Source organism: Prosthecobacter sp. (assembly GCF_044227185.1).
Lineage (GTDB): Bacteria > Verrucomicrobiota > Verrucomicrobiia > Verrucomicrobiales > Verrucomicrobiaceae > Prosthecobacter.
In genome coordinates this window covers 165,285-190,708 of record NZ_JBGAFO010000012.1, presented here as the reverse complement: position 1 = coordinate 190,708, position 25,424 = coordinate 165,285, and the positions used below count along the sequence as shown (strand labels likewise).

Genomic DNA, 25,424 nt, shown 5'->3' with positions numbered 1-25,424 from the left:
AGGGGCGAATTACTTGGCCTCCGGTGCGCTCGCAGCCGCCATGACCGCCTCACTGCGGCGGTTGAGAAACTGGCGGCTGTTGACGACTTCGAGCACGGCTGCGGAAAACTTCCCGCCGTTCTGCTTCAGCGTAGTTTGCATCTTGGCCAGCAGCGCTTTGTCGCTCGGCATCGTCTGGCGGCCGAGGGCGTAGCCGAGGAGCTTGCGGCAGAACTGGGCGGTGAAATTCGCCTCGTTCTTCCTGAGGTAGCCGCGCAGACCGGCGAGGCCCTGGAACTTGGTGCCGTCCTTCAGCTCGCCGGTGTCGTCGATCTTGCCCCCGGTCTCATCCGCGGTGCGGAAGCGGCCGATGGGATCGAAGCTTTCTAGCGCAAAACCGAGAGGATCAATGCGCTCATGGCAGACAGCGCAGGCGGCGTCGGTGCGGTGAATCATGAGAGCTTCGCGCAGGGAGGCGGGCTTCACGGCGCTGTCGGGCAGCTTGGGCACATTCGGCGGTGGCGGCGGGGAGCTGAAGCCCAGCACCACCTGGTAGAGGTAGTCGCCGCGGAGCACCGGGCTGGTGCGGTTGGGGCGTGAGGTCTTCGTCAGAATCGCCCCCATGCCAAGCAGACCACCACGATTTTGCTGCGCCACTTTCACTTCCCGAAATTCACCGCCGGCGACCCCCGGGACACCGTAGAATTTGGCCAGCCGCTCATTGAGGAAAGAGTAATCGCCGCCGATAATGTCGCCCACGTTGCGGTCATCGCGCACCAGGTGGGAGAAGAACTCGGTGGTCTCCCGCTGCATGTCGTTGCGAAGGTCGGCGGTGAATTCGGGGTATTTCTTTTCATCGACGGTGCTCTTCTCGTCGAAGCCGTTGAACTTGAGCCACTGGCCGGCGTATTCCTTGGCAAGCGCGTTCGCTTTCACATCGCGCAGCATGCGCTTTGTCTGCGCGGCCAGAACTTCCGGCTTCAGCAGGCTGCCATCGTCAGCGGCTTTGCGCAGCTCCCAGTCAGGCTGCGAGGCCCAGATGAAGTAGCTGAGGCGGGAGGCCAGTTCAAAGGCGTTGAGCTTCACGTCTCCCGGGGCGGCATTGGCCAAGGGAAGGGTCTCCGCCTTGAAGAGGAAGTAGGGAGAAACGAGAATGCGCACCAGGACCTCGCGCGCGGCAGACTCACGATCGAGCTCCTTTTTGCGGCCTTCGAAATAGAGCGCGTCGAGCTTCTGACTTTCCTCCGGAGTGATGGGCCGGCGCCACGCACGGCCCGCAAAATAGCGCAGGTGGCCCAGCAGGGCGGAGTCGAACTCCTTCTGCTGCTGGGGATTGAGATTGGGATTGGCCGTGTAGCCAAAGTCCTTTTTCATGGCCGCGAGGTAGTCGCGGTCCTTCGGGCCGAGAATCTGCCCGAGCTGCTCGTCGCTGAAGTAGTACACCGTGATGCCCGGCTTGCGGCGGTAGAGGTTGCTGGCCACTTCCTCCAGCCGGCGCTCATACATGTCCGGAAAGGCCTGCTTCATCATGCTGAAATCCCGCATCGTGTTTCGCGCGGCATCGGTCTGCGTTTTCCAGACGGTGAGGAAGCCAGGGAAAATCTTCGTCACATCCGGCGGCTGGCCCGCCGTGAGCTTCCACTGGATGGTTCCGTCATTGATGTCGGGATTCTGCAGGTCCAGGCGTGCCTCGGCGTGAATCTGGGTGACGGTCTCCGGCAGCGGCAGGGTGAAAACCAGGGGGGCCGCGATGGCCAGCACACCCGGCTCAATCTGGCGGCCCTGCGGATGTTTGCCAAAGGCGCTTTTCACCTTCTCCAGCTCGGCGATGCGCTGCTTCAGCGCCTCAGCATTGGCGGGCGGAGGCGTGGCACCGAGGGCTTTGCGGTCTTCACCGAGCTGCTTGTTCAGCCAGTCCATGTAGAGCAGGTGCTGGCCTTTGGTCGTGCGGACATCGAGCTTGGTGATCAGCGCGATGTCGCCCTTGTTGCCGTCGCCATCATCGCCAATGCACAGGTGCACGCGCTTCTGCCCCTTCACATCCAGCACCATGTTGTAGGCGCGGATGCCGTCGGCGTCCTGCTGCTGGCGCTGCACACCGCTGCCGGGCTTTTTGGGATTGTTCCATGACAGAAGCTGCGCCTGGATCGCCTTGGCGCCATCGATGACCGCCTGCGGCACCTGCCCCTGCTTCGCCGCATCCGGTCCGGGAAGTTCACGCCATGCCACGCGGGTGAGATCCAGAAAGCGCGATTTCGGCTCCGTGGCGTTCACCAAAGCGTTCCAGTTTTGCAGGAAGGGCAGCGTCAGGCCGCCTTCCTTGGCAAGCTGTTCCAGCGGCGTTTTGAAGTGCTTGTGCTTCCAGCAGGCCACCATGTAGTCCGCCTCGCGCATGTCGTCGAAGTCCTTCGGCAGGAACGGCCCGGACTTCTGCTGATACCACACATACAGCGCCTGCTGTGCCTGCGCCTTCACCTGCTCCGGCCCGCGCAGTCCGATGCGCTGCGTATTAAACACAATGCCCGTCCCCGGCATGATGGTGGCGTGCTCGGCCACTTTGCGTGCCGCACCAAAGTATTTGTCCAGCGCCGCCGGGCTCATGAAGAGCACGTCGCCCGTGTTGCTGAAGCCCTCACCACCGCCGCCGTCGGTCTGGAATTCCTTGGCCAGACCGTAGTCGTGCCCGGTCAGATCGCGGATCGTGTAGTCATATTCGGCATTGGTCAGCCGCCGCATCGTCACCGGGCCGGGATCGCCAGACTGCGCGGCGGCCAGGGCGTCCAGCTCCCCATTCACCCAGCCGAGCAGGGATTTCTGCTCCTGGTCGGTCATCTGGTGGGCCTTCGGCGGCGGCATGTCCCCGTTTTCGATGGTGTCCTTCACCTTGAGCCAGACCTCGAAATGCTTGGTGAGCTGCGGGTCCGCCGCGAACTGCTGCAAATCCACATCCCCCTTCGTTTTCTTGGGATTGTGGCACTCGTAGCACTTCGCCTTGAGGACGCCTTCAGCGTCCTTCCACGCCGGGGCGGCGGAAAGCGAAAACGTGCCGACGACAAAGCCGGCCAGAGCAAGATGGCGTGAATTCAGAAACATGAGGGGGTACCAGTGATACGAGCAGCCAATGGTTTTTAATCAGCAGCTTTCGCTCCTTTTTTGTGCTTTCCTGTGCTATAAATCGCGCCCAAAGAATCACGCGAAAACATCCCCCTGCCGGGACGTATCCTTATTACCCCCCATGAGTTCCACTTTCTCCCATCATGCCCCCAATCTGGAGCATGCGTTTCTGACGCGCCGTGAGCTGCTGCAGCGTGTCGGCATGGGCTTTGGCTCCATGGCGGTCAGTTCCCTGTTCACCGGTCAGCAGGCTGCGGCGGCCACCATGGACCCCATGGCTCTGAAGCGCCCCCATTTTGAGCCGAAGGCCAAGCGCGTGGTGCACTTCTTCATGAACGGCGGCCCCTCCCACGTGGACACGTTCGATCCCAAGCCCGAGCTCGACAAATACGATGGCAAGGCCCTGCCGAACGTGCTCAAAACCGAGCGCCCCACCGGCGCCGGCTTCAAGTCCCCCTTCAAATTCACCAAGCGCGGCCAGTGCGGCCTGGAGGTGAGCGAGATCTTTGAGAAGACGGGGGCTTTCGCAGACGACCTCTGCGTCATCCGCTCCATGCACGCCGACGTGCCCAATCATGAACCTTCGCTCGGCCTGATGAACAGCGGCGAAGGCCGTCTCAACCGCCCCACCATGGGCTCCTGGGTCACCTACGGTCTCGGCAGTGAAAATCAGAACCTGCCGGGCTACATCGCCATGTGCCCCGGCGGCATGCCCACGCGCCGCACGAAGAACTGGCAGTCCGCCTTCCTCCCCAGCGCCTACCAGGGCGCCTACATCAACACCGAAGACACCCGCGTGGAGAAGCTGGTGGAGTTCATCAAGAACGGCTCGCTCGACCTCAAGCAGCAGCGCCGCCAGCTCGACCTCCTCCAGGAGCTCAATCAGCGCAATCTGGTCGCCCAGGACCGCGACCAGCAGCTCGAGGCCCGCGTGCAGAGCTACGAGCTGGCCTACCGCATGCAGATGGAGGCCACGGACGCCTTTGACATCATGAAGGAGCCGGAATCCGTCCGCAAAATGTACGGGGACCACGCCTTTGGCCGCCAGTGCCTCATCGCGCGCCGCCTGCTGGAGCGCGGGGTGCGCTTTATCCAGCTCTGGACCGGTGCCGGCCAGCCCTGGGACAACCACGACGAAATTCTGGAACATCGCAAGCTCGGCGAGCGAACCGACGGTGCCATCGCCGCTTTCATGAGCGATCTGAAGCAGCGCGGTCTGTGGGATGACACCCTCATGATGTGGGGCGGTGAATTTGGCCGCACCCCGGCGGTGGAGCTGCCCACCCCCGGCGCCAATGCCGGCAAGCAGCACGGCCGCGACCACAACCACTACGGCTTCACCATGTGGCTGGCGGGCGGCGGTGTGCGCGGCGGCTACACCCACGGCTCCACGGACGAGTTTGGCTTCGCCGCGCAGGAAAACCCGGTGCACGTGCATGATCTGCACGCCACCATTCTGCGCATCCTGGGCTTCGACCACGAGAAGTTCACATACAAATACGCCGGGCTCGATTTCCGCCTCACGGGCGTAAACGAGTGCAAGGTGGTGCGGGAATTGCTGGCCTGACCGGGCCGGGAAAGCCAGCCACCGGCCCCTTGCAAGGCTGGCGCATACGTTTACAATCGCCGCCTCATGCACCGAAAAATCCTCTTCGCCCTGGCCGTGCTGGTGGCGCTCATCTTCACGATGAACCTCAACAACGCCCAGGCCCAGCAGCCTTCGCCTGCCGCCCGTGGTGCCACCGTGACCCCCGCGCCCGCTGCTGCCGCTGCCGAAGACAACCCCTATGGGGATGTGCTGACCTTTCAGGGCTTTGTGAAGCGCACCGGCGTCATGGCCTACCCGCTGATCATCCTCTCCATGATCGCCTTCTTCATGATCGTGCTCTTTGGCTTCACCGTCCGCCAGGGCACCGTGGTCAGCGACGCCTTCATGAACTCCGCGGACGCCCTCATTCGCAAGCAGGACTACCTGGGCCTGCTGGCCGTGTGCAACCGCCGCAACGAGTGCATCGCCCGCATCACCTCCAAGACCCTCGACTTCGCCACGCGCAATCCCACCGCCAGCTTTGAAGAGGTGAAGGAAGTGACCGAGGCCGAGGGCAACCGCCAGTCCAGCCTCCTGCTGGCCCGCATCGCCTATCTCGGCGACGTCGGCGCCATCGCCCCCATGCTTGGCCTGCTCGGCACCACGCTGGGCATGATCACCACCTTCCATGAGATCTCCGGCAAAGGCGTGGGCGGCTCCAATCAGCTCGGCCTCGCCCAGGGCGTCTCCGAGGCGCTGCTCTGCACCGCCTCCGGCCTCGTCATCGGCATTCCCTCCCTCATGTTCTACGCCATCTTCCGTGGCAAAACGAACCGCCTCATCTCCGAGATGGAGGCCGCCACCACGCATCTCATGGCCCTCCTCGCAGTGCAGTACAAGCGCGCCGCCCGCGCCGTCGGCGGCCAGTAGAGTGAGAATGACGAAACCAGAATGAGGAATAACGAATGAAATCCGAAGCTCCAATGACGAGAAGTGCCGCCAGGAATGACTGGCAGGGCATTCGTCATTCGTCATTCTGATTTCGTCATTGGCCAGCTCCGCAATCCCCCTGCCATGAATTTCAGAAAACAGCACTCCATCGAACCCTCGCCCATGCAGCTCGCCCCGCTGGTGGACGTGCTGTTCCTGCTCGTCATTTTCTTTGCCGTGACCTTCCAGTACGCCAAGGAGGAGCAGGTCATGGACGTCAGCGTGCCCGCCGCCGAGGAGGGCAAGGAGAAGGAGTCCCGCAACGTCGGCGAGATCATCATCAACATCAAAAAAGACGGCGAGATCCTCGTCAACGGCCAGAAGTTCAACACCGACGAGCTCCTGGTGAAGCTCAAAAACATCGTCGCCCTCTACAAGGACCAGGCCGTGATCCTCCGCGGCGATGAGATTGTGGATTATCAGCACGTCATCCGCGTGCTGGACACCTGCCAGAAGGCTGGCATCTGGAACATCGCCTTTGCCACGCGCAAACCTGACGCCGACCAACCTGCCGCCACGCCCAAGTGAGATGACCGCCGCGAAGTTCCCAACCGCCTCGCGCAGCCATGCGCCCCGTTTCGTTCCAGCGCTTTTCTGCCTGGTGGCGTTTTCATCCATGGCCCAGCAGCCTGCCCCCCCGCGCGCCCTGCCCGTGGAGGATGATGTGCCCAAGGCCATTCCGGTGAGCCCGCCGCCCAAGGCCCAGCCCGTGACGGAGGATCCCAAATCCCGTCCGGCAGCGCCTCCGGTGAAAACCAAAGGGCCGGATGATGACATGTTCGACTTTGCCACCCTGGCCTACGACCGTCAGGAGTGGGGCATGGCCGCGCAGTCCTATGCCAAGTATCTGCAGCAGTACCCCTCCGGCAGGCAGGTGCCGGACGCGCTCTACCGCATCGGTGAGTGCTACATGAAGCAAAACCAGCTCAAGCAGGCCGCGGGCTACTATGAGGAGGTGGTGAACCGCTACCCCGCCAGCGAGGGCGCTCCCTCCTCCGCCTACCGCCTGGGGGCCATGACCTTCAACGATTCCAAGTTTGCGGACTCGGCCAAGTTCTTCAGCTTCTGCGAGGCCAAAACCAAAAGCGCCGCCGTCCGCCTGGCCGCCGCCTACAACAAAAGCCGCGCCTATGAAATGCTCAAGGACAAGGCGAAACAGGCCGCCGCCCTGAACAGCGTCATCGCGGTGAAAACGGACAATCCCTACCGCGAAACAGCCCTCCTCACGCTCGGCAGCATCTATCTCGGAGAGGATAAAAAGACCGAGGCCCTGCCCATCTTTGACGAGCTCGTCAAAACCAGCTCCGACCGCTCCATCGTCGCCGAGGCCAGCATCCGTGCCGCCGTGCTCTATGCCGAGCTCAAGAAGCCGGACGAATCCATCGCCATGTTTGAAAAGGCGCTGCGCATGCCGGAGACGAGCGAGCAAAACCGCGGCATCTCTCTCGTGGGCATCATTCAGGCCCTCTATGCCAAAGGCGACTACGACGCCGTCATCGACTACTTCAACAAGAACTCCGAGGTCCTGCCGCCGGGAGCCTCCCGCGCCAAGATGCTGCTCCTCGTCGGCCACTCCTACCGCATGCGCAAGAGCTACGCCCGCGCCGTGGAGGTTTACTTGATGATTGAGCAGTACCATCCCGACACCGACGAAGCCTTCGAGGCAGGCTACTGGAAGCTCTACTGCTTCTACCTGCTGAATGACAAGGACCTCGGCGAGTTTGCCACCGCTTTCATCACCCGTCAGGCCCCGAAGCATCCGGATCACGAATACCTCTCGCTGGCCCGTCTGATCCGCGCCGACTTTTACTTCAACAAAGGCGACTACGCCCAGGCGGCCCAAAGCTACAATGAGGTCAGCATCGAAAAACTCCCCGAGAAGCTGCGCCCCGGCACCCTCTTCAACATGGGCTGGGCTCAGGGCGAGGCCGGACGCCACCAGGAGGCGGTTGGCACCTTCACCCGTTTTATCAACGAGAATCCAGGGCACGAGTTTCTCCCCAAGGCCTACGCCCGCCGCGGCCTCGCCAATCGAGACGCCCGTGACCTTCCGAAGGCGAAGGCAGACTTTGAGCACGTGACCAAGGAGTTCCCCAAATCCGACGCCTGCGAGCTCTCCTGGCTGCAGCTCGGCTTCATCGCCATGGAGCAGAAGGATCCGAAGGCCACCGTCACCGCCTTTGAAACCCTGCTGAAAAAATTCCCCAACACCACCGCCGCTGCGCAGGCCTACTACGGCATCGGCCGCGGCTATTTTGACCAGAAGATCTACGACAAGGCCGTCCCCGCCCTGCGCCGCTCCATTGAGATCGACAGCAAGGACTATCTCGAAAAATCCAGCCAGCTCCTCATCCTCTGTGACTACGCGCGCCAGAACGCGGACAAACTCTCCAAGACCATCGACAGTTACCTGCAGTCCAAACCGGACGGCCAGGTGTCCCCAATCGTTTTGAAATGGCTCGGCCTCAAGCTCTACAGCAGCGACGACTTCAAGCGCGCCGCCCGCTTCCTCGAGCTCGCCGTCACGCCGCAGACCCCGGAAAACACGGAGCCTGTCGTGTGGAACTACCTTGGCATGGCGCAACTGCAAAACCAGAGCTACGACGCCAGCATCCAGGCCACGGACAACTTCCTCAAGTCAGAGCCGGACACCGCCGCCCGCTCCCGCGCGCTGCTGACCAAGGGCCGCGCCCAGCTCGGCAAAGGGCTCTTTGATGAGGCCGACAAAGTGGCCCAGGATGCGCTGCAGGTCGTCAAGGACGGCAAGCTTCAGGCCGAGCTCCTCACCCTCGAAGGCGACATCTACGCCGCCCAGGGCGACAAGCTGGCCGCGGAAGGCCAGAAGGAGGCCGCCATCGCCAAATGGAAGGATGCCGCCGCCAAATATGCCGTGCCCAGCCAGTTTTTCGACGACCCCGACGTGACCCCCAACGCCCTCTACAGAGCCGCCCAGGTGCTGGAGAAAGCCGGAGACTCCGCCAAGGCTAAGCAGATGTTGCAGCAGCTCCAGCAGCGCTATCCGAAGTATCAGCCAAAGTAGCCCTGCTCCTGTGGAACAGGAGTCCTACTGAAACGCCGCAGGCTCCAGCCCCACCGGCTTGCCATCCTCCGCGGTCGCCAGCGGATTCCCCGGCGCTGGAATGAAATCCTTGAAATCAAGCGGCGCAAAATTATTCCCCTGCCGGTGCAGCTCCACCTTGGCCCACTCGCTCGGCACCGCCGCCGGCGGCAGGAGCTGACTGGCAGCGGCGATGCCGGGATTCCCATACCGCGTGCTCTTCTCCTGTCCGGCGAGCTTTTGCACCTCCGCCAGGACGAGGTTCTCGCCGCGATAGCTGCCCGGATCCTGATGGCCCACACGCTTGCCGCCAATGTCGGCGGTCTCCACAATGCGCCGCTGCTCCCCGGCGATGCGCGTGAAGAACACATTGTGATCCGACCGCAGGCAGCTCAGGTGCGAAAGGCGCAGCAGCGAGTTGTTCACCTTTCGCGGCAGGTTGTCGCAGACCAGGTTGTGGGAGAAATGCACCAGCAGCTTTGGCTCAAACTGCCAGGCCGTCATCGCGCGGATGAAGTTGTTGTAAAACACGCACTGCCGCACCGTCACATCCGCGCAGCGTGCCACGGCGATGCCCTCGTTCATGCCATTGATCATCACCGTGTTTTCGATGAGCAGATGATCACAGTCCGCCGCGGCCACCAGAGTGCCCACGTACCCGTCCAGCTCCCGCCCGTCATGAAAGCAGCGGCTGATGACGTGGCCGGAGCCCGCCGAGATGTCGATGATCGGCCCCGAATCCGGCCCGAAGCGGAAATGGCGGAAGCGCAGCCCGTCCAGGTGGATGAAGTGCTTGTTCAGCAGGCGGAAAGCCGTGCTGCGAAAGCGCTCGCTGCCGTCCATCCACACCACCTCGCCAGGTGCCGCACGAAAGGTGATGGGCGCGCCCTCCTGGCCGGAGCTGCGGATCGTGACCGTCTCCTCATACGTGCCCGCATGGATGAGCACCGTGTCTCCCGCCCGCACCGCATCCGCCGCATGCACCAGCGTGCGCCAGGCATTCTGCACGGAGAGGCCGTCACGCTGGTCATCACCATTCGTCGCCACATGAAAGGTGCGTGGCGCCTCGCGCTTCACCGCAGTCGTGAAGGTCTGCGGTGCAGGGGCTGCTGCGGCGGCGGCCACCGCGCTCTCCACCGCATGCGGCGCAAAAATCATTTCGTCATCCATGCCTTTCGGCACCGGGCGGAAGTAGTAGGCCGCACCCGGTTTCAAACCTTTGAGACTCACGGAATGAAAGCTCCCCCGCCTCGATTCCACCTTGTCCGCGCATTTCGCATCCGGCCCCCATTCCAGCGTGGTCGGCGCCAGTTGCGTGGGTGTCCACCATTCCACCGTGGCTGTGCGGTCGCCCACCTCATGCACCAGTACGTTTTCGACCGGCAGCGGCCGCTTCACCGCCATCCGTTTAAAGGGCCCTATGGCGCTGGCCAGGGGGCCGCGCCCGATCAGCGGCGAACCCGCCTTCAGCACCTCGTCCGCGCCGATGCCGAGCTCGCCCTGGTCCGCAAACCGGTTCGCATCCGCCCACAGCCCCGTCTGCGAAGGCGCATCCACCTCCAGCTTCGCCCCCTTGCCGAAGACATTCGCCAACACGCTGGACCGCGGTGAATCAACAAGCGCGAGACCGGATTCACGCACCAGATTATGCTCAAAGCGCAGCCCGCTCACCTTCGCACACTTCACGCCGGAGGCGACGCAGCTTCGGATGGAAACATCCTCCACTCCCTCTGCACGGATGCCCGCACGGACTTCAAATCCCTCGATTTCCACATGCGGTGCGCGCAGTTCCACACTGCCCAGGACAACACGGTCCCGCCCATGCCGCAAAAAGCGCACCGGCTTCTCCGCCGCGCCGCCACGCACGATCACCAGCGGCTCCGCATATTCGCCCGCCATCACGTAAATCGTCTGCCCGGCCTGCGCCGTCTCGGCCGCGTGCTTGAGCGTGCGCCACGCCTGCTTGAGCGAGGTCCCCCCCGCCGCATCATCACCGGAAGGCGAGACAAAAAACACGCCGCTTCCAGCCTCCTGCAGGCGGAAATCGTGATTCCACCAGTCGGCAAATCGTCCGTGCTCCTTCGCACCCGGCTGCGCGGGCAGCTCAAAATTCGTGTGGTCAGGCGCGCGGTAAAATTTGTGGCCCACAGTCACATTCCCACGCTGGATGGCATCATCAAAACCGCCCTTGATCATCAGCCCTGCGTTGAAGGCGATGTTGTTTTCCATCACACACCCCGCCCCGCCGCTGTAAAAGGTGATGTCGCTCCGGCTTGAGCTCGCCTCCGATGCGAATCCCTCCACGCGGTTCCGCCGAAACGTGGTGCCGCTGACGCCCCAGCCGTTGATGTTGTTGCCGATGTCCACATGCCGCGACCAGTTCGCAAACGCATGGCAGTCTTCCACCACGCAGCCCTGCCCGCCGCCGGAGAGATGGATGCCCCCGCTGTTTAGAAAGGCGGTGCAGTTCCGCACTGTCACGTTTTTCGCGTTCTTGAACATCAGCCCCCAGCGCGTGCGCGCGCCGTGCTGCAGATCGTAATCACGATGGCTGAACCCGGTGAATGCCAGCCCGTCCATGATGATGTTTTGGATCACCGCTCCTTTGGCGTCAAACACCACGCCGCACGCGTTGGTCACGGAGGCGCAGAGCGCGTGCGCTTCCGGCGGCTGTGAGTCCGTCGTGTGTACATACAGCAGCCCGCCTTTCTCATCCTGGTAGTAGCTGCCCAGCGCCGTTTCCAGCTCGGCGGCGCTCAGCTTCGGCTCCAGCATCCGCAGCGTGCTGCGCTCCGCCACGCTCTCGGCGCGCTGCTTGAACGGCGTGACAAACACATGCCGCAGCCCCGGCGCGGGCTTGAAGCCCCCAAGCTCCGCATCACCGCGGATCACCACCGTGCCCGGCCGCCAGGCCCGGATGGTGATCGCTGCCTCCCCCGTGCCGCTGACCGCCGTCTGAATCGCCTCATGGTATTCCCCAGGCATGATCGTCAGCGTGTCGCCCGGCTTCAGCGCCGCGATTCCCTCGCCGATCGTCTTGAAATCCGGCGCCTGCGCGTCTTTGGCGACCTTGTATTCAGCGGCATGCAGCGCGGCGCTGCACATGAGCAGGAGCAGAGGAGTCTTCATGGTTGGCACCTTTCAAACAGGTGCATTCCAATAACCGCTGAGACCGCTGTATCTTCTGTGAATTTTTTCTCAGGACCTCTTGTTGCGGTCCCAGCCCTCACGCGAGTCACGTTTACCGCCACCACCGCCGCCGCCACCACCGCCAAAATTCCGCGGCGGGCGCTCCTCCTTCGGCCGTGCCTCGATCACCCGCAGGGGCCGCCCGCCCACCTCCTTGGTGTTCAGCGCATTGATCGCCGTGAGCGCTTCTGATTCGACCGGCATCTCCACAAACCCAAAACCCCGCGAGCGCCCTGTCTCGCGATCTTTGACCACGCGCGCGCTGGAGACATTTCCAAAAGCCGCAAACTCCCGCTGCAGCTCCTCATCCGTCATGGTGTAGGGCAGATTGCTCACATAGAGGTTCATCGCATCAATGGTAAAGATGAGCCATGGAGCACGTGTGTCAGAAAACAGGTCATGGCGTGAACCGGGTTTTCTCTGTCTGCATCCCTCCCGGGGGGATACACACGGACGTGAAAGTACGCCCGGGGCGGAAGGGTGTCAATCCGCGCCTGAGCGCGCCGGCCGGCCCCCGCCGCCCCTGGGGCAAAAAGTTTCAGTTGCGGAAAATCCATGAATTCGTATCCGAGTCCGCCGTCCCATACCTCCAAGCCCACCATGAAACACATCCTCACCCTCATCGCCGCTCTCAGCCTGCTGGCCGGTCTTGCCCCTGCCGCCGAGCCGCTGAACACCATCTGCCCCATCTCGGGCAAACCCGCCAACCCCTCGATCACCAGCACCTACACCAAGACCGTGGCCGTCTGCTGTGACAAGTGCAAGGCCCAGTTCACCGCCGCCCCCAAAGGCTACCTCAGCAACATCCTCAACGCCGTCGCCGGCCAGTGCCCGCTGAGCAAGAAGAAGTCCGATGCCTCCAAGACCGTGACCTACACCCGCCAGGTCGCCTTCGCCGATGCCGCCAGCAAAGCCGCCTTCGACGCCGCCCCTGACAAGCACATCAAGGAAGTCCGTCAGTAATCATCATTGCCCTCTTCCAAAGCGGAGCCGCACCCTGCGGCTCCGCTTTTTTCATGCCCACCCCTCTCCTCCGTCTCGTCCTCGTCCTCGTCCTCGTCCTCGTCCTCCTACTCGAACTCGTCCTCGATCCTATCCCTCTCGCTAGATCAAGCTCCACCGAAGAACCCAACCTGACCGCTGCCGTGCGCGTTGCAAACCCACCCAACTCACAAAAAAGAATGCCGCTCCGGTCCAATAACGCATCTACTCTCCCACTCGTGAAAGCCGATGCCGCCGCCACCTCCGCCATCGAAGCCCTGCGCGATCTCTTCGACGTCCTCCCCGACGTGCAGGCCTGGATCAAAGACGCCAGACGCCGCTACCTCTGGGTCAACCGCACCTTCCTCCTCAACTACGGCATGCACCAGCTCAGCGAGGTGCTGGGCAAAACCGACGACGACCTCTCCCCCCCTCACCTCGCCGCCCATTTCCGTGCCGGTGATGAAGCCGTGCTCGCCGGCCAAACCGTCCAAGGCCGCCTCGAACTTGTCGGCCGCTTCGACCACACCGCCTCCTGGTGCTTCACCACCAAACGCCCCGTCTGCACTCCCCGCAGCCGCATCATCGGCACCGCCGGCATCACCCGCGTGCTCGATGCCACCCAGATCGACCAGCGCAGCGACATCCGCCTCGGCGTCGTCATCGCCCTCATGACCCGCCGCCTCGGCGAATCCGTCACCAATACCGACATGGCCCGCAGCGTCGGCATGTCCCCCCGCGCCTTCGAGCGCAGCTTCCTCCGCGAATACAGCCTGCCCCCGCAGCAGTACCTCAAACGCCTCCGCATCCAAACCGCCTGCCGCCTCCTCGTGGACACCCGCGAATCCATCGCCGCCATCAGCCTCCGCTGCGGCTTCGCCGACCAAAGCCACCTCACCCGCTCCTTCCGCCGCGTTACAGGCATAACACCCGGCGCCTATCGCGAGAAGTACACGCACTCATAATTCGCCGCAGTCCCAAGGTGCCGGGGTCTCTGACCCCGTGCCTTCCTCTTCGATCCATCATTCACGCGGCACCTCACGCAATGTGAACAGCGCGAGCAGAGATTTGAGATCAAAAACCTCTGCCCCCTCTGCCTCTCCGCCCCTCTGCGGCAAAATTCGAGCATTCCTTCCCCGCCGCAAATATTCCAAGCCCTGCCGTTTCTGTTCTATCCACGCGCAAGCCAACGCGATAGCATCCGCGCACCATGAAGCTCCAATCAGGCACCACCGTCGTCAAAAACGGCCAGCTCGTCGATGGCACCGGCAAACCCGCCATCCCCAACGCCGCCCTCATCATCACCGACGGCCTCATCACCTACGCCGGCCCCGCCACAGACGCACCACCCACTCCCGACGCCCGCATCATCGATGCCCAAGGCGGCACCATCATGCCCGGCCTCATCGAGGCTCACATCCACCTCACCTACTTCAATGTCTCCGAGCTGCAGGATCTCGACATCAAATTCCCCGTCGAGTACGTCACCCTGCAGTCCGCCGTGAACGCCAAGACCGCCCTCGAATGCGGCTATACCGCCGCACGCAGCGGCGGCTGCCTGCACAACATCGACGTGTGGATGAAGAAGGCCATCGAGGAGGACATGATCCCCGGCCCGCGCCTCAGCGCCAGTGGTCGCGAGATCTGCGGCGCCGGTGGCCTCATGGATTGGAACCCCGACTACCGCCGCATCGGTATGGAGGGAATCGTCTTCATCGTCAACGGCCCCGAACAGGCCCGCACCGCTGTGCGCAAACTTGTCAAAGACGGCATCGAATGGGTGAAAACCTACCCCACGGGAGACGCCGCCTCTCCCGACATCAACGACCATCACACCCTCTGCATGACCTTCGAGGAAATGCACGCCGTCGTCGCCACCGCGCACAATCACGGCCTCAAGGTCACCGGCCACTGCCGTGCCACCGAAGGCATCCGCAACGCGCTCAAAGCCGGATACGACGCCATCGAGCACGGCACATTCATGGACGACGAGTGCCTCGACCTCCTGCTCAAGCGCAACGTCCCCATGTGTCCCGGCCTCGGCTTCGAGCTCTTCAGCGTGCAGCGCGGCAAAGAGTTCGGCCTCTCCCAGCGCGTGCTGGACGGCCACCAGGAAACCCTCGAAGCCGGCGCCGAAAGCTGCCGCAAAGTCCTCAAAGCCGGCGGCACCATGGGCCTCGGCGGCGACTACGGCTTCGCCTGGACACCTCACGGCACCTACGCGCAAGAACTGACCTTCTTCGTCAACTACGTCGGCTTCTCCCCGCTCGACACCCTCAAATGCGCCACGCTCGGCGGCGCCAAAATGATGGGCCGCGAAAAAGAAATCGGCACCCTCGAACCGGGCAAGCTCGCCGACGTCCTCGTCGTCTCTGGCGATGTGCTTGCGGACATCTCCATCCTCGAAAACCGCGACAACCTCCTCGCCGTCATGCAGGGCGGTGTGGTGAAAGCCGGAACGCTCCTAAAGCCTGCGAGTTTGTGAGCCACCGCCACGTTCCATGGTCATGAAGCCAGCCATTCTCCTCGCCGCCCTCCTCACCCTCCCCGCTTTCGCCGCCGATATCCAGGTGGAACAGCAGGGCTCCGTCCTGCACTTCAGCACCGGCGGAAAGGCGATCTGCGATTACCAAATGGAAGCCGGCGATGTCCCCGAAGGCGTGTCCCCCGTTTTCAAACACGGCGCGCACCTGCACCCCGTCTATTCCCCCAGCGGCAAGCTCGTCACCGGCAATCACCCCGAGGACCACCGCTGGCATCGCGGCATCTGGCTCGCCTGGACCAAGACCGAATTCGGTGATTCCCACCCCGATTTCTGGAACCAGGGCAAAGGCGAGGGCAAAAACAAAAGCGGCGATCAAATCCTTGCCGAAGTGCGCTTTGCCAAACTCGAAAAAAGCTGGGGCGGCGCTGACGTCGGCGGCTTCATCAGCCAGCACCTCTTCCTCGATCACAGCCACGCCCCCGATCAAAAGGTCCTCAATGAAACCTGGAACGTCGAAGTCTCGCAAAAGGATCTCGACGGCAAACCCGCCAACATCATTGACCTCACCAGCACCCAAACCTGCGCTACAGACAAAGCGCTGAAACTCCCCACCTATCACTACGGCGGCCTCGGCGTCCGTGGCAACCTCGCCTGGAACCCCGTCGATGCCGTCACCATGCTCACCAGCGAAGGCCACGACCGCGCCAAAGGCGACTCCACCAAAGGCAAATGGGTCCACATCGGCGGCCAGGTCGATGGCGCCCCCACCGGCATGGTCATCCTCATCCATCCCTCGAACTTCCGCTTCCCCCAGCCCCTCCGCCTCAATCCCAAAAACCCCCAGCTCTGCATCGCTCCCTCCCAGGATGGCGACTGGTCCATCGAGCCCGGCAAACCCTACATCTCCAAATACCGCATCCTCGTCTTCGACGGCGCCCCCGATGCCAAATGGATCGACGCCCAGTGGCAAAACTACGCGAAGTGATGGCCTACGGAACACACAGAATACACGGAACCAGACTTTAATTTCTCAAACCTCCTCCATCTCTTCCCTCTTATCCTTTCCGTAGTATTCCAAGTACTCTATAGACCACTCAATCTGCTTTTTTCAATTCTGCCTTCTGATCCTTTCCGCGTATTCCGTGTGTTCCGTAGGCCATCCAATCCGTGCTCTTCAACTCCGCCTTCCAGCGTAATCCGTAGGCCATTCAATCCGTCATGAGCAACCTCATCTACCCTGAAGAATCCTTCCGCATACGCGGAGCCTGCTTCGAGGTCTATAAGTTGAAGGGCTGTGGATTCACCGAGCCAATCTATCAAGAATGTCTCGAAGCCGAATTGGAACTCCAAGGCATTCCTTACGATCCACAGCAACAGTTTCCGCTCACATACAAGGGCCGTCGTCTGAGACACACATTCATCCCAGATCTCGTCTGTTTCGGCATCATCATCCTCGAACTCAAAGCAGTACCGAAACTCACCGACGAGCATCGCGCCCAGATCATCAATTATCTCCAAGCCAGCGGACTGAAACTCGGCCTGCTCATCAATTTTGGACACTACCCAAAAATCCAAATTGAACGTTTCCTCAACTCCGACGGCTATTGCGGCCCAGCCTGACAACCAGCCCTAGCCCTTCCGCCTCCGACTTCTGATCCTTTCCGTGTATTCCGTGTGTTCCGTAGGCCAAAATCAAACCCGCTAACCCCTAAGCAGCCAAGTAGCCGCTCATGAAATCCCTCAAGCTCGCCCTGCCGCTGCTGGCGCTTTCTTCTCTCCACGCGGACATGGTGGATACCGGCGCGGATCTAAAAGCCCTTCCATCCCTCCCCTCCGGCTACGAAGTCTCCCTCTTCGCGCAGGAGCCGCTCGTCCGTCAGACCTGCTCCATGGCCTTCGATGCCAAAGGCCGCCTCTGCATCGGCATGGGTCCGCAGTATCGCAATCCCAAGCCCGACACCCCCGGCGACAGCGTCGTCATCGTCACCGATGAAAACGGCGATGGCAAAGCTGACAAAACGCACACCTTCGCCACCGGCTTCAATGCCATCCAGGGCCTCGCCTGGCATGGCCGCGATCTGTGGATCGCCAACTCACCCGACCTCACCGTCGTGCGCGATCTCGATGGCGATGACGTGGCCGATGAATACATCAAAGTCTTCACCGACCTCGGCAACCTCGAGCACGGTCTGCACGGCCTCGTCTGGGCTCCCGATGGCCGCCTCTACATGAGCAAGGGCAACTCCAAGGGCCTGAACGACCCCAAGAATCCCGACCGCATCGCGCCTCAGCCCTTCCGCGAACTCTTCGGCCAGCCCACGCAAACGCCCGCCACCAAGCCGCAGACCTTCACCGCCGCCACCTACAAGCACACCTACCACGACCCCAAAGACGACTGGGGCCTCATGGGCGGCGTGCTCCGCTGCGAGGACATGGGCGCGAATCTCGAAATCGTCTCCCGCGGCTTCCGCAATCCCTGGGACATCGGCATGGACGACGGCTTCAACTGGATCGGCACCGACAACGATCAAAACGAAGGCGACCGCGTCTTCATGCCCTTCTACGGCGCACACTTCGGCTGGAACCATCCCTGGAGCAGCTCGTGGACCGGCGAAGACCACCTGCCCACCGTCCCCCTCAGTCACGATGTCTTCCACGGCAGCGGCACCGGCGTCGCCTTCGGCGATCTCGGCACGCATCGCGGCGTCTTCTTCATCAACGACTGGCTGCGCAAAACCACCTTCCTCTTCAAACCCAAATGGAACGGCGCACTCATGCAATGCGAAGGCGGCGAATGGGAGCCCTTCATCTCTGGCGGCAAATCCCTCTTCCGCCCCACCGACATCTCCTTCGGCCCCGACGGCGCCCTCTACTGCATGAGCTGGAGCCGCGGCTACGGCGCTGAGTACGACTCCTCCGGCCAGATGACCAGCGAAGGCCGCGTCTATCGCATCATCGCAAGAAATTCTGCTGCGCCCGCTCTTCCCACCAAGCCCCTCAAAGACCAGTCCATCACCGAATTGATCTCCACCCTGGCCAGCCCCGTTCCCGCCCAAACCGTCAACGCACAGGAAGAAATCATCCGCCGTGGCAGCAGCGCCAAACAGGAACTCATCACCGCCCTTCAAAGCGACAAACTCACCACCCGCCAGCAAACCTGGACTGCATGGGCCTTGGGTCGCTTGGGCGAAACCGCCTTCTTCGAGTCCGCCCTTCAAACACCCGGCAATCTCCGAATTCAATCCCTCCGCATCCTCAGCCACACTTCGTCTCCCGCCATCATCGCTTTAACAAAAGCCTCCGACGCCCGCACCCGCTTCGAAGCCGTGCAGGCACTGTGGCAATCGCATCGCGCTGAAAGCGTCCCCGCCTTAGTCGAAGTCGCCGCAAACGAATCCGACCGCCTCACCTTTTACAGCGCATGGCGCGCCCTCCGCGATCTCGCTGGCACCGCTTCACTCAAACAGCTCCTCGCTGACCCACGCGGCGGCGTTCGTCGCGCAGCCCTCCTTGCCCTGCTCGAAGACGGCGCACTCACTGAAGAAGGCGTGAAACCTCTGCTCTCAGACGCAGACAAAGAAACCCGCCACCTCGCCGAGCACTGGATCAAGATGAACAGCGGCGCAGGCCAGAAGATCGAGCTCCGCGGCCTCGGTGTAAATAGCGCCAACATCGCCCCCATCACCGGCACACCACCGACGCGCGAACCCATCACCACCCCCACCACGCTGGAGGCGGCCATGGCCGCTCTACCCACCGCCGATGTCGAGCGCGGCCGCCTTCTCGCGCTTCATCAGGCAGGCGCAGGCTGCATCCTCTGCCACCACATCTCCGGCCGCGGCAACCAGTTCGGCCCCGACCTCACAGGCATCGGCGACCGCGCAGATGCCAAACATCTGCTGCAGTCCATCCTCGATCCCAGCGCCGTCATCACCGAAGGCTTCAACTCCCACGTCATCACCACCGCCGCAGGCGTGCAAACCGGCGTGCTGCTCGACGAAAGCGGCCTCGCCGTCACCCTCGGCCTCATCACCGGCCAGCGCGCCCGCATCATGCGCGCAGACATCACCAAGCACGAGACCCTCCCCATCTCCGCCATGCCTCCCTTCAGCTCCGTGCTCAGCGCCCAAAACAGCGCCGACATCGCCGCATGGCTGCTCACCCAAAAAGCAGGTGCCAAGCAGCAGCCAAAAAAATCCGACAAGAAGCCGGACAACAAAACCGCCGACAAAAGCCCTCATAAAAAAGACGGCTCCGAAGTCACCCCCGTCCCCGATTCCAATCCCCTCCGCTTCCATGGCGACGCCGTGAAAGGCTTCTGCATCGAGGAACACGAAACCAAACTGCGCGTGCTGTACAACAGCAAGCCCGTCGCCGAATACGTCACCCGCCATCCCGACGTAAAGCGCCCCTTCTGGATGAACCTGCGCAACCGCTCCGGCGTACAGCTCACCCGCAGCTTCCCACCTCAAAAAGAAGAACCCCAGGACCACCCCGACATGCACCCCGGCCTCTGGCTCGCCTTCGGCGGCATCAACGGCACCGACTTCTGGCGCAATGAAGGCCACGTCGTGCAGGCCGAGATCAAAGACATCACCGATCACAGCTTCACCGTCATCAACCGCTGGCTCAGCGCCAAAGGCGAAGAAATCTGCCGCGACACCACCACCTACTCCTTCACCCTCCAGGACAAAAACGTCGCCCTCCACTGGGACACGAAGCTCGGCAGCACTGAGCACGACATCACCATCGCCGCCCAGGAGGAAGCCGGCCTAGGCGTCCGCTTGTCCGGCGCACTCTGCGTCAAAACCGGCACCGGCCACATCACCAACAGCAAAAGCCAGCGCGATGAAAAACAATGCTGGGGCCAGCCCGCACAATGGTGGCGCTACGGCACCGACACCGCCGCCATCCGCATCGCCCCCTCTACCGAATCCTCCCGCCCAAGCTGGAGCCACGCCCGCGACTACGGCGTCCTCGTCATCAATCCCACCGGCACCCCCGACGCCAAAAAGAAACCCACCCCCTTCACCATCCCCAAAGGCGAAACGCTGCGACTGGTGTATGACATCACTCTGGAATGAGACTGCCCTGCTGCCATTTTTTAGAGCGACCAGTCCTCGATGCCCAGTCCTGGGATGCGCTGAAAATCACTGTCCTTGGTGACAACCACACAATTGCCAAGCGCCTTGGCAATCGCCGCCGTTTGCATGTCAATCACTTGGATCAGCAGGCCCCGTGTTCGCAGATCATTTTGGACATCACCATAAGCCTCGGCGGCACTCCGATCATAACTCCACAGCCGCAGATGTCCAATCTTGCGGTTCAGCCTTTGCAGGTTCCTCGCAGGATCACTGCTCTTCATCAAACCGGCGATGAATTCGCCCAGAACGGGCGTCCCAATGCCAATCACATGCCCCGCACGCACTGCGGCGACCACTCGGCTCATGACCGGCTGCCGCGCCTGAATAAAATCGCTCAGGATTCCGCTGTCGAGCAGGTAGCGCATCAGTCAAAAGATCGCGCAATGCGCTCCTCTCGTGCGGTTGATTCTGCCTGCTTATTGAGGTGCTCCCGACGCACTGCAGCCATTTCCTGCTCAAACTCCTTGGCCGCTTCTTCGGAATCAAACACGGCAGGTGTTTCCTCCAGCATGCTCGCCCTTTCCTCCCGTTCCTGGTCGGTGCGCGGCCACGGCGAGCCATCGGCGCTGACTTCATCGCTCTCAGGCACTACGACTTCTACCGTCGTACCGTTTTGCCACGAAACCGCCGTCAGCAGTGAGACACTGCCGTTTTGATAAATGCCTTTGGTGACTGTCACAGCTTCATTCTAATACTCCTCATCTCACTTTCCAACGTCAATTCTCATGCCCCCCCTCCGCTCGCTCTTTCTCTCCGTCCTGCTCCTCGGCAACTCAGCCGCCATGCGCGCCGCCGACCTCTTCGAAAAATCCAACCTCGCTGCCTGGTGCATCGTCCCCTTCGACAAAGCCAAGCGCGGCCCCGAAGAACGCGCCGCCATGCTCGAAAAAATGGGCGTCAAAAAACTCGTCTATGACTACCGCAAGGAGCACATCCCGCAGTGGGACGACGAACTGAACGCCCTCAAAAAGCACCACATCGAGCTCATGGGCTGGTGGTTCCCCACCACGCTCAATGACGAGGCCAAACAAACGCTCGAGCTTTTCAAACGCCACAACGTGCATCCCCAGCTTTGGGTCAACGGCCACGGTGGCAGCATCCAGGTCAAAGACGAGGCCGATCAGCAGGCACGCATCGCCAAAGAAGTCGCACGCCTTCAGCCCATCTGTGAAGCCGCTGCCCCCCTCGGCTGCCAGGTCGCTCTCTACAATCACGGCTGGTGGTACGGCGAACCCGAAAACGCCATCGCCATCGTGGAGGCCCTCAAAGCCAAAGGCATCAAGAACATCGGCATGGTGTACAATCTCCATCACGGCCACGGCCATCTCGACCGCCTCGCCAAAATCTTCCCGCGCATGCTGCCGCATCTGCTCTGCTTCAATCTCAACGGCATGGACATCGACGGCGAAGCCAAAGGCCGCAAAATCCTTCCACTCGGCGTCGGCACGGAAGATGTGAAAGTGCTGCGCGTCGTCCGCGCCAGCGGCTACAGCGGCCCCATCGGCATCCTCAATCACACCGATGAAGACGCCGAAGGCCGCCTCCTCGACAACCTCGACGGCCTCGCCTGGCTCATCCCTCAGCTCGACGACAATCCCCCCGGCCCCAAGCCCAAGTACCGCACCTGGACCGACAAACCCGCCACTCCAGCCATCACCACCAAACTCACCGTCGTTGGCGAAAGCGTGCCCTCCCTCAGCAAGGAATTCGGCAATGCCCTCAAAGGCAGCTACTTCCAAAAGGACAACGAAGCCTACCGCACCCTGCCCCTCACCATCGAGTGCCGCGCCAAGCTCACTGGCAAAGACCACTACAACATCCTCATCGCCTCAGACGCCAAATCCTCCGCCACCCACTGGGAACTCTACACTCACGCCAAGCGCGGCACGCTCGCCCTCTACATGCCCGGCCGCGGCGGCGACTTCGATTCCCAAGTCAACATCTGCGATGGCGAATGGCACGACCTCCACGCCAGCGTCAGCGAAACCAACCTCATCCTCTGGATCGACGGCAAACAGGTGCTCGAAAAGCCCGCGAAACCCCTTGCCGGCAACTCCACAGCAGGCGGCATCGCCTTCGGCAGCCTCGTCGATCACAGCATCGGCTGTGATGGCATCATCGATGACGTGCGCCTCTCTCGCGGCGCCATGAAGCCCCGCAAAGGCGCTCCCGGTCCGCGCCTCCGCATGGACAACACCCTCGGCCTCTGGGACTTCGACAACCTCGACGCCCTCCTCCCACCACCCGCACCCAAGCCCGCCGAATTCAAACCCGACCGCAAACCGCTCCATCCTGAGGACAACGTCCACTGGCAGGAATTTGTGAGCCGCGAGCGCATCTTCGACTTCTACGGCAAGCAGGCCCTGCAGTTCATGAAGCAGAAGCCCCTGCCCGAGCTCATCCCCCAGTTCCCCGGCCTCGATGGCGGCCAGCAGGGCCACTGGGGCAATCAAAACGACCAGGTCACGTGGAAGGATGGCCGCTTTGCTGCCCAGGACCACGGCAGCGTGTTCAGTTGCGTCTTCAAAGGCGCGGGCCTGACGATTCCGAAAGCCGTATGCGTTCGATATGGCAACAATGCCGCCGCTTTCGATCCAGAAACACTTTCCTTCCTCGTGACATGGTCCGGCGGTTTCATCAAACTCAGCGACGCACGCCACGGATTTATGGGCGGAGCCGCAATGGACGGAAAGTTGATTCGAAAATATGACCAACACCCAGGAACCGATGGTCCCGGTGTCTATCACGGCTTCTACCGTCACGGCAAAGAAGTGATCTTTTCCTATTCACTGGAAGGTCGTCCCTTTCTTTCCACCGCAACGAACGAACACCAAGCCCCTGAGAAGTTTGCCGGCCTCACCAAAGGCGGCCCCGCCCAATGGCCCCAATGGCTCGAAACCAAAGGCAGGCTCGGCACCCAGCAGCCCTTCGCCACCGACACCATCGAGCTCCCCTTTGAGAATCCCTACGGTACCCTCTTCTTCATCACCGCCCACGACTTCTTCAGCGATGGCACCGCCGCCATCGCCACCATGACCGGCGAAGTCTGGCTCGTAAAAGGCATCGATGAGAAGCTCGAAAAAGTCCGCTGGAAGCGCTTCGCCACCGGCCTGAACCAGCCCCTCGGTATGAAGATCGTGAAGGACAAACTCTACGTCCTCGGCCGCGATCAGATCACCTGCCTGCACGATCTCAATGGCGATGACGAAGCCGACTTCTACGAGTGCGTCACCAATGCCATGCAGACCTCCCCCGGCGGCCACGACTTCATCGTCGGCCTCGAAACCGACAAGGAAGGCCGCTGGTATTTCGCCTCCGGCAATCAAGGCGTGTGCCGCATCACCGGCCGCGACAAGCTCGAAGTCCTCGGCACCGGTTTCCGCAATCCCGATGGCCTCGGTCTTTCCCCAGACGGCCGCTTCATCACCACCAGCGGCCAGGAGGGCGACTGGACTCCCGCCTCCTCCATCTTCCAGATCGAACTCGATCACAATCTCGGCGCTCACTTCGGCGCCGGCGGCCCCAAAAACGGCCAGCCCCCCGAACCCGTGCTCATGTATCTCCCACGCGGCGAAGACAACAGCGCCAGCAGCCAGGCCTTCATCTCCGGCGACAAATGGGCCTCGCTCAAAGGCGATGACAACTTCATCCACCTCTCCTCCGGCGGTGGCGGTGCCTGGCTCGCCATGCGTCAAAACGTCAAAGGCCGCTGGCAGGCCGCTGCGTTCAAGATCAGCGGAAACTTCGACTCCGGCCCGCAATGCGCCCGCTTCAATCCCAACGACGGCCACCTGTATGTGAATGGCATGCAGGGCTGGGGCAGCTACACACCCAAGGACGGCTGCTTCCAGCGCGTCCGCTTCACCGGGGGCGAGAAACCCGTCCCCATCGCCTTCGAGGCCCGAGACAACGGCGTCCTCCTCCGCTTCAACCAGCCCGTCAAAGAGGCTGACGCCGCCACCTGCTTCGCCCAATGCTGGAACTACCGCTACGGCGCACAGTACGGCTCCCCCGAATACTCCGTCAAATACGCCGACACTCCCGGCCACGATCCCCTCGAAATTCACAGCGTGCAAAAGCTCGACGGCGGCAAAACCCTCTTCCTCGAAATCCCCCAGCTCGTCACCGCCAGCCAGGTACATCTGCACCTCACCACCGGCCACGACATCTTCCTCACCGCCCACGCCCTGGCCGAACCCTTCACCGCATTCCCCGGCTACGCCAAAATCGCCAAAACCAACCACGCCGCGCAGATCGGCATGGAGGCTCCCAAGTCAGCCAAGCCCAACCCCTGGGCCAAAGGCGAAGGCGGCCGCGAGGTGATCATCGAAGCCGCTCTCGGTCTCCAATACGTGCAGAAAAAGCTCACTGCCAAACCCGGCGAAAAACTCACCATCGTCTTCAAGAACCCCGACGTCGTCCCGCACAACTGGATGCTCGCCAAGCCCGGCACCCTGCAAAAAATCGGCAACCTCGCCAACCTCATGATCACCGATCCCCAGGGCCTCGCCAAACACTACGTCCCCGACTCCCCCGACGTCCTCGCCTACACGGACATGACCAATCCCAAGGAGCAGTTCACCATCCACATCACCGCCCCCAAAGAGAAAGGCGACTACCCCTACCTCTGCACCTTCCCCGGTCACTGGATGGTCATGAACGGTGTTCTGAAGGTCGAGTAATACTACCGCATCCATTAAAAATGGAGTCTGTTTCTTCAGCCCTGAAAGGGCTGCGTAATACAGCCCAGGGTCAGCCAGCTTGTCCTCCGAAGCTCTCGGAGCGAAGGAGGAAGCCTAAGCGAGGCGACCCTGGGTTTAGGCAGTCAAATCGGAAAGCAAAGCCAGCGCTTTCTTCATGCACCGCGCTCACCAGCAGCGTCTGCCTCGCCGCCCCGTCAGGTCTGGCTGCTCCACCGCATCGAATCACAGCGGCCTTCCCCAACGGCATCGAATT

The 25,424-nt window shown here is 62.0% G+C and carries 16 protein-coding genes; 11 read left to right on the top strand and 5 right to left on the bottom strand.

What is annotated here, in order from left to right; all coding sequences use genetic code 11:
* Window positions 1-9: 9 nt before the first annotated feature.
* A complete protein-coding gene (locus tag ACILSQ_RS25190) occupies window positions 10-3,072 on the bottom strand; it encodes a DUF1592 domain-containing protein (RefSeq protein WP_395746447.1) in 3,063 nt (1,020 codons plus the stop codon).
* Between the two features lie 142 nt (window positions 3,073-3,214).
* Between ACILSQ_RS25190 and ACILSQ_RS25185 the strand changes: the two genes are divergently transcribed.
* From ACILSQ_RS25185 to ACILSQ_RS25170, 4 genes are all read left to right on the top strand, one after another.
* Window positions 3,215-4,660, top strand: coding sequence for a DUF1501 domain-containing protein (locus tag ACILSQ_RS25185; RefSeq protein ID WP_395746446.1), 1,446 nt, complete (start codon window positions 3,215-3,217; stop codon window positions 4,658-4,660).
* A 66-nt stretch (window positions 4,661-4,726) separates the two neighbouring features.
* Window positions 4,727-5,551 carry a MotA/TolQ/ExbB proton channel family protein gene (locus tag ACILSQ_RS25180; protein WP_395746445.1) on the top strand — a complete coding sequence of 275 codons (825 nt, stop codon included), beginning with the start codon at window positions 4,727-4,729 and terminating at the stop codon, window positions 5,549-5,551.
* A 144-nt stretch (window positions 5,552-5,695) separates the two neighbouring features.
* Entirely contained in the window at window positions 5,696-6,139 is a 444-nt protein-coding gene (locus ACILSQ_RS25175; RefSeq protein WP_395746444.1) for an ExbD/TolR family protein, read from the top strand.
* Window positions 6,140-6,227: 88 nt separating this feature from the next.
* Entirely contained in the window at window positions 6,228-8,651 is a 2,424-nt protein-coding gene (locus ACILSQ_RS25170; RefSeq protein ID WP_395746443.1) for a tetratricopeptide repeat protein, read from the top strand.
* Between the two features lie 24 nt (window positions 8,652-8,675).
* Here the strand turns inward: ACILSQ_RS25170 and ACILSQ_RS25165 are convergent, their stop codons facing one another.
* Entirely contained in the window at window positions 8,676-11,798 is a 3,123-nt protein-coding gene (locus ACILSQ_RS25165) for a hypothetical protein (RefSeq protein WP_395746442.1), read from the bottom strand.
* Between the two features lie 69 nt (window positions 11,799-11,867).
* Entirely contained in the window at window positions 11,868-12,206 is a 339-nt protein-coding gene (locus ACILSQ_RS25160) for an RNA recognition motif domain-containing protein (RefSeq protein ID WP_395746441.1), read from the bottom strand.
* 252 nt (window positions 12,207-12,458) lie between these two features.
* Between ACILSQ_RS25160 and ACILSQ_RS25155 the strand changes: the two genes are divergently transcribed.
* From ACILSQ_RS25155 to ACILSQ_RS25130, 6 genes are all read left to right on the top strand, one after another.
* Complete coding sequence (locus ACILSQ_RS25155) at window positions 12,459-12,821, top strand: hypothetical protein (RefSeq protein WP_395746440.1); 363 nt, start codon at window positions 12,459-12,461, stop codon at window positions 12,819-12,821.
* A 257-nt stretch (window positions 12,822-13,078) separates the two neighbouring features.
* A complete protein-coding gene (locus ACILSQ_RS25150) occupies window positions 13,079-13,804 on the top strand; it encodes a helix-turn-helix domain-containing protein (protein ID WP_395746439.1) in 726 nt (241 codons plus the stop codon).
* A 245-nt stretch (window positions 13,805-14,049) separates the two neighbouring features.
* The gene (locus tag ACILSQ_RS25145) at window positions 14,050-15,324 is read left to right on the top strand and encodes an amidohydrolase family protein (RefSeq protein WP_395746438.1); all 1,275 of its coding nucleotides are present in this window, start codon (window positions 14,050-14,052) and stop codon (window positions 15,322-15,324) included.
* Between the two features lie 22 nt (window positions 15,325-15,346).
* Window positions 15,347-16,309, top strand: a complete 963-nt coding sequence (locus ACILSQ_RS25140; protein ID WP_395746437.1) for a PmoA family protein — start codon at window positions 15,347-15,349, stop codon at window positions 16,307-16,309.
* 233 nt (window positions 16,310-16,542) lie between these two features.
* Entirely contained in the window at window positions 16,543-16,944 is a 402-nt protein-coding gene (locus ACILSQ_RS25135) for a GxxExxY protein (protein ID WP_395746436.1), read from the top strand.
* Between the two features lie 110 nt (window positions 16,945-17,054).
* Window positions 17,055-20,408, top strand: a complete 3,354-nt coding sequence (locus ACILSQ_RS25130; RefSeq protein ID WP_395746435.1) for a PVC-type heme-binding CxxCH protein — start codon at window positions 17,055-17,057, stop codon at window positions 20,406-20,408.
* A gap of 20 nt (window positions 20,409-20,428) precedes the next feature.
* Here ACILSQ_RS25130 and ACILSQ_RS25125 read toward each other — a convergent pair whose 3' ends face one another.
* The gene (locus ACILSQ_RS25125) at window positions 20,429-20,833 is read right to left on the bottom strand and encodes a type II toxin-antitoxin system VapC family toxin (RefSeq protein ID WP_395746434.1); all 405 of its coding nucleotides are present in this window, start codon (window positions 20,831-20,833) and stop codon (window positions 20,429-20,431) included.
* Window positions 20,833-21,147, bottom strand: a complete 315-nt coding sequence (locus ACILSQ_RS25120; protein WP_395746433.1) for a hypothetical protein — start codon at window positions 21,145-21,147, stop codon at window positions 20,833-20,835. Before ACILSQ_RS25120 ends, ACILSQ_RS25125 begins: the two co-directional genes overlap by 1 nt.
* 46 nt (window positions 21,148-21,193) lie before the next feature.
* On the opposite strand from ACILSQ_RS25120, the gene ACILSQ_RS25115 reads away from it, so the two are divergent.
* The gene (locus ACILSQ_RS25115) at window positions 21,194-25,150 is read left to right on the top strand and encodes a DUF6797 domain-containing protein (RefSeq protein ID WP_395746432.1); all 3,957 of its coding nucleotides are present in this window, start codon (window positions 21,194-21,196) and stop codon (window positions 25,148-25,150) included.
* The last annotated feature ends 274 nt before the right edge of the window (window positions 25,151-25,424 follow it).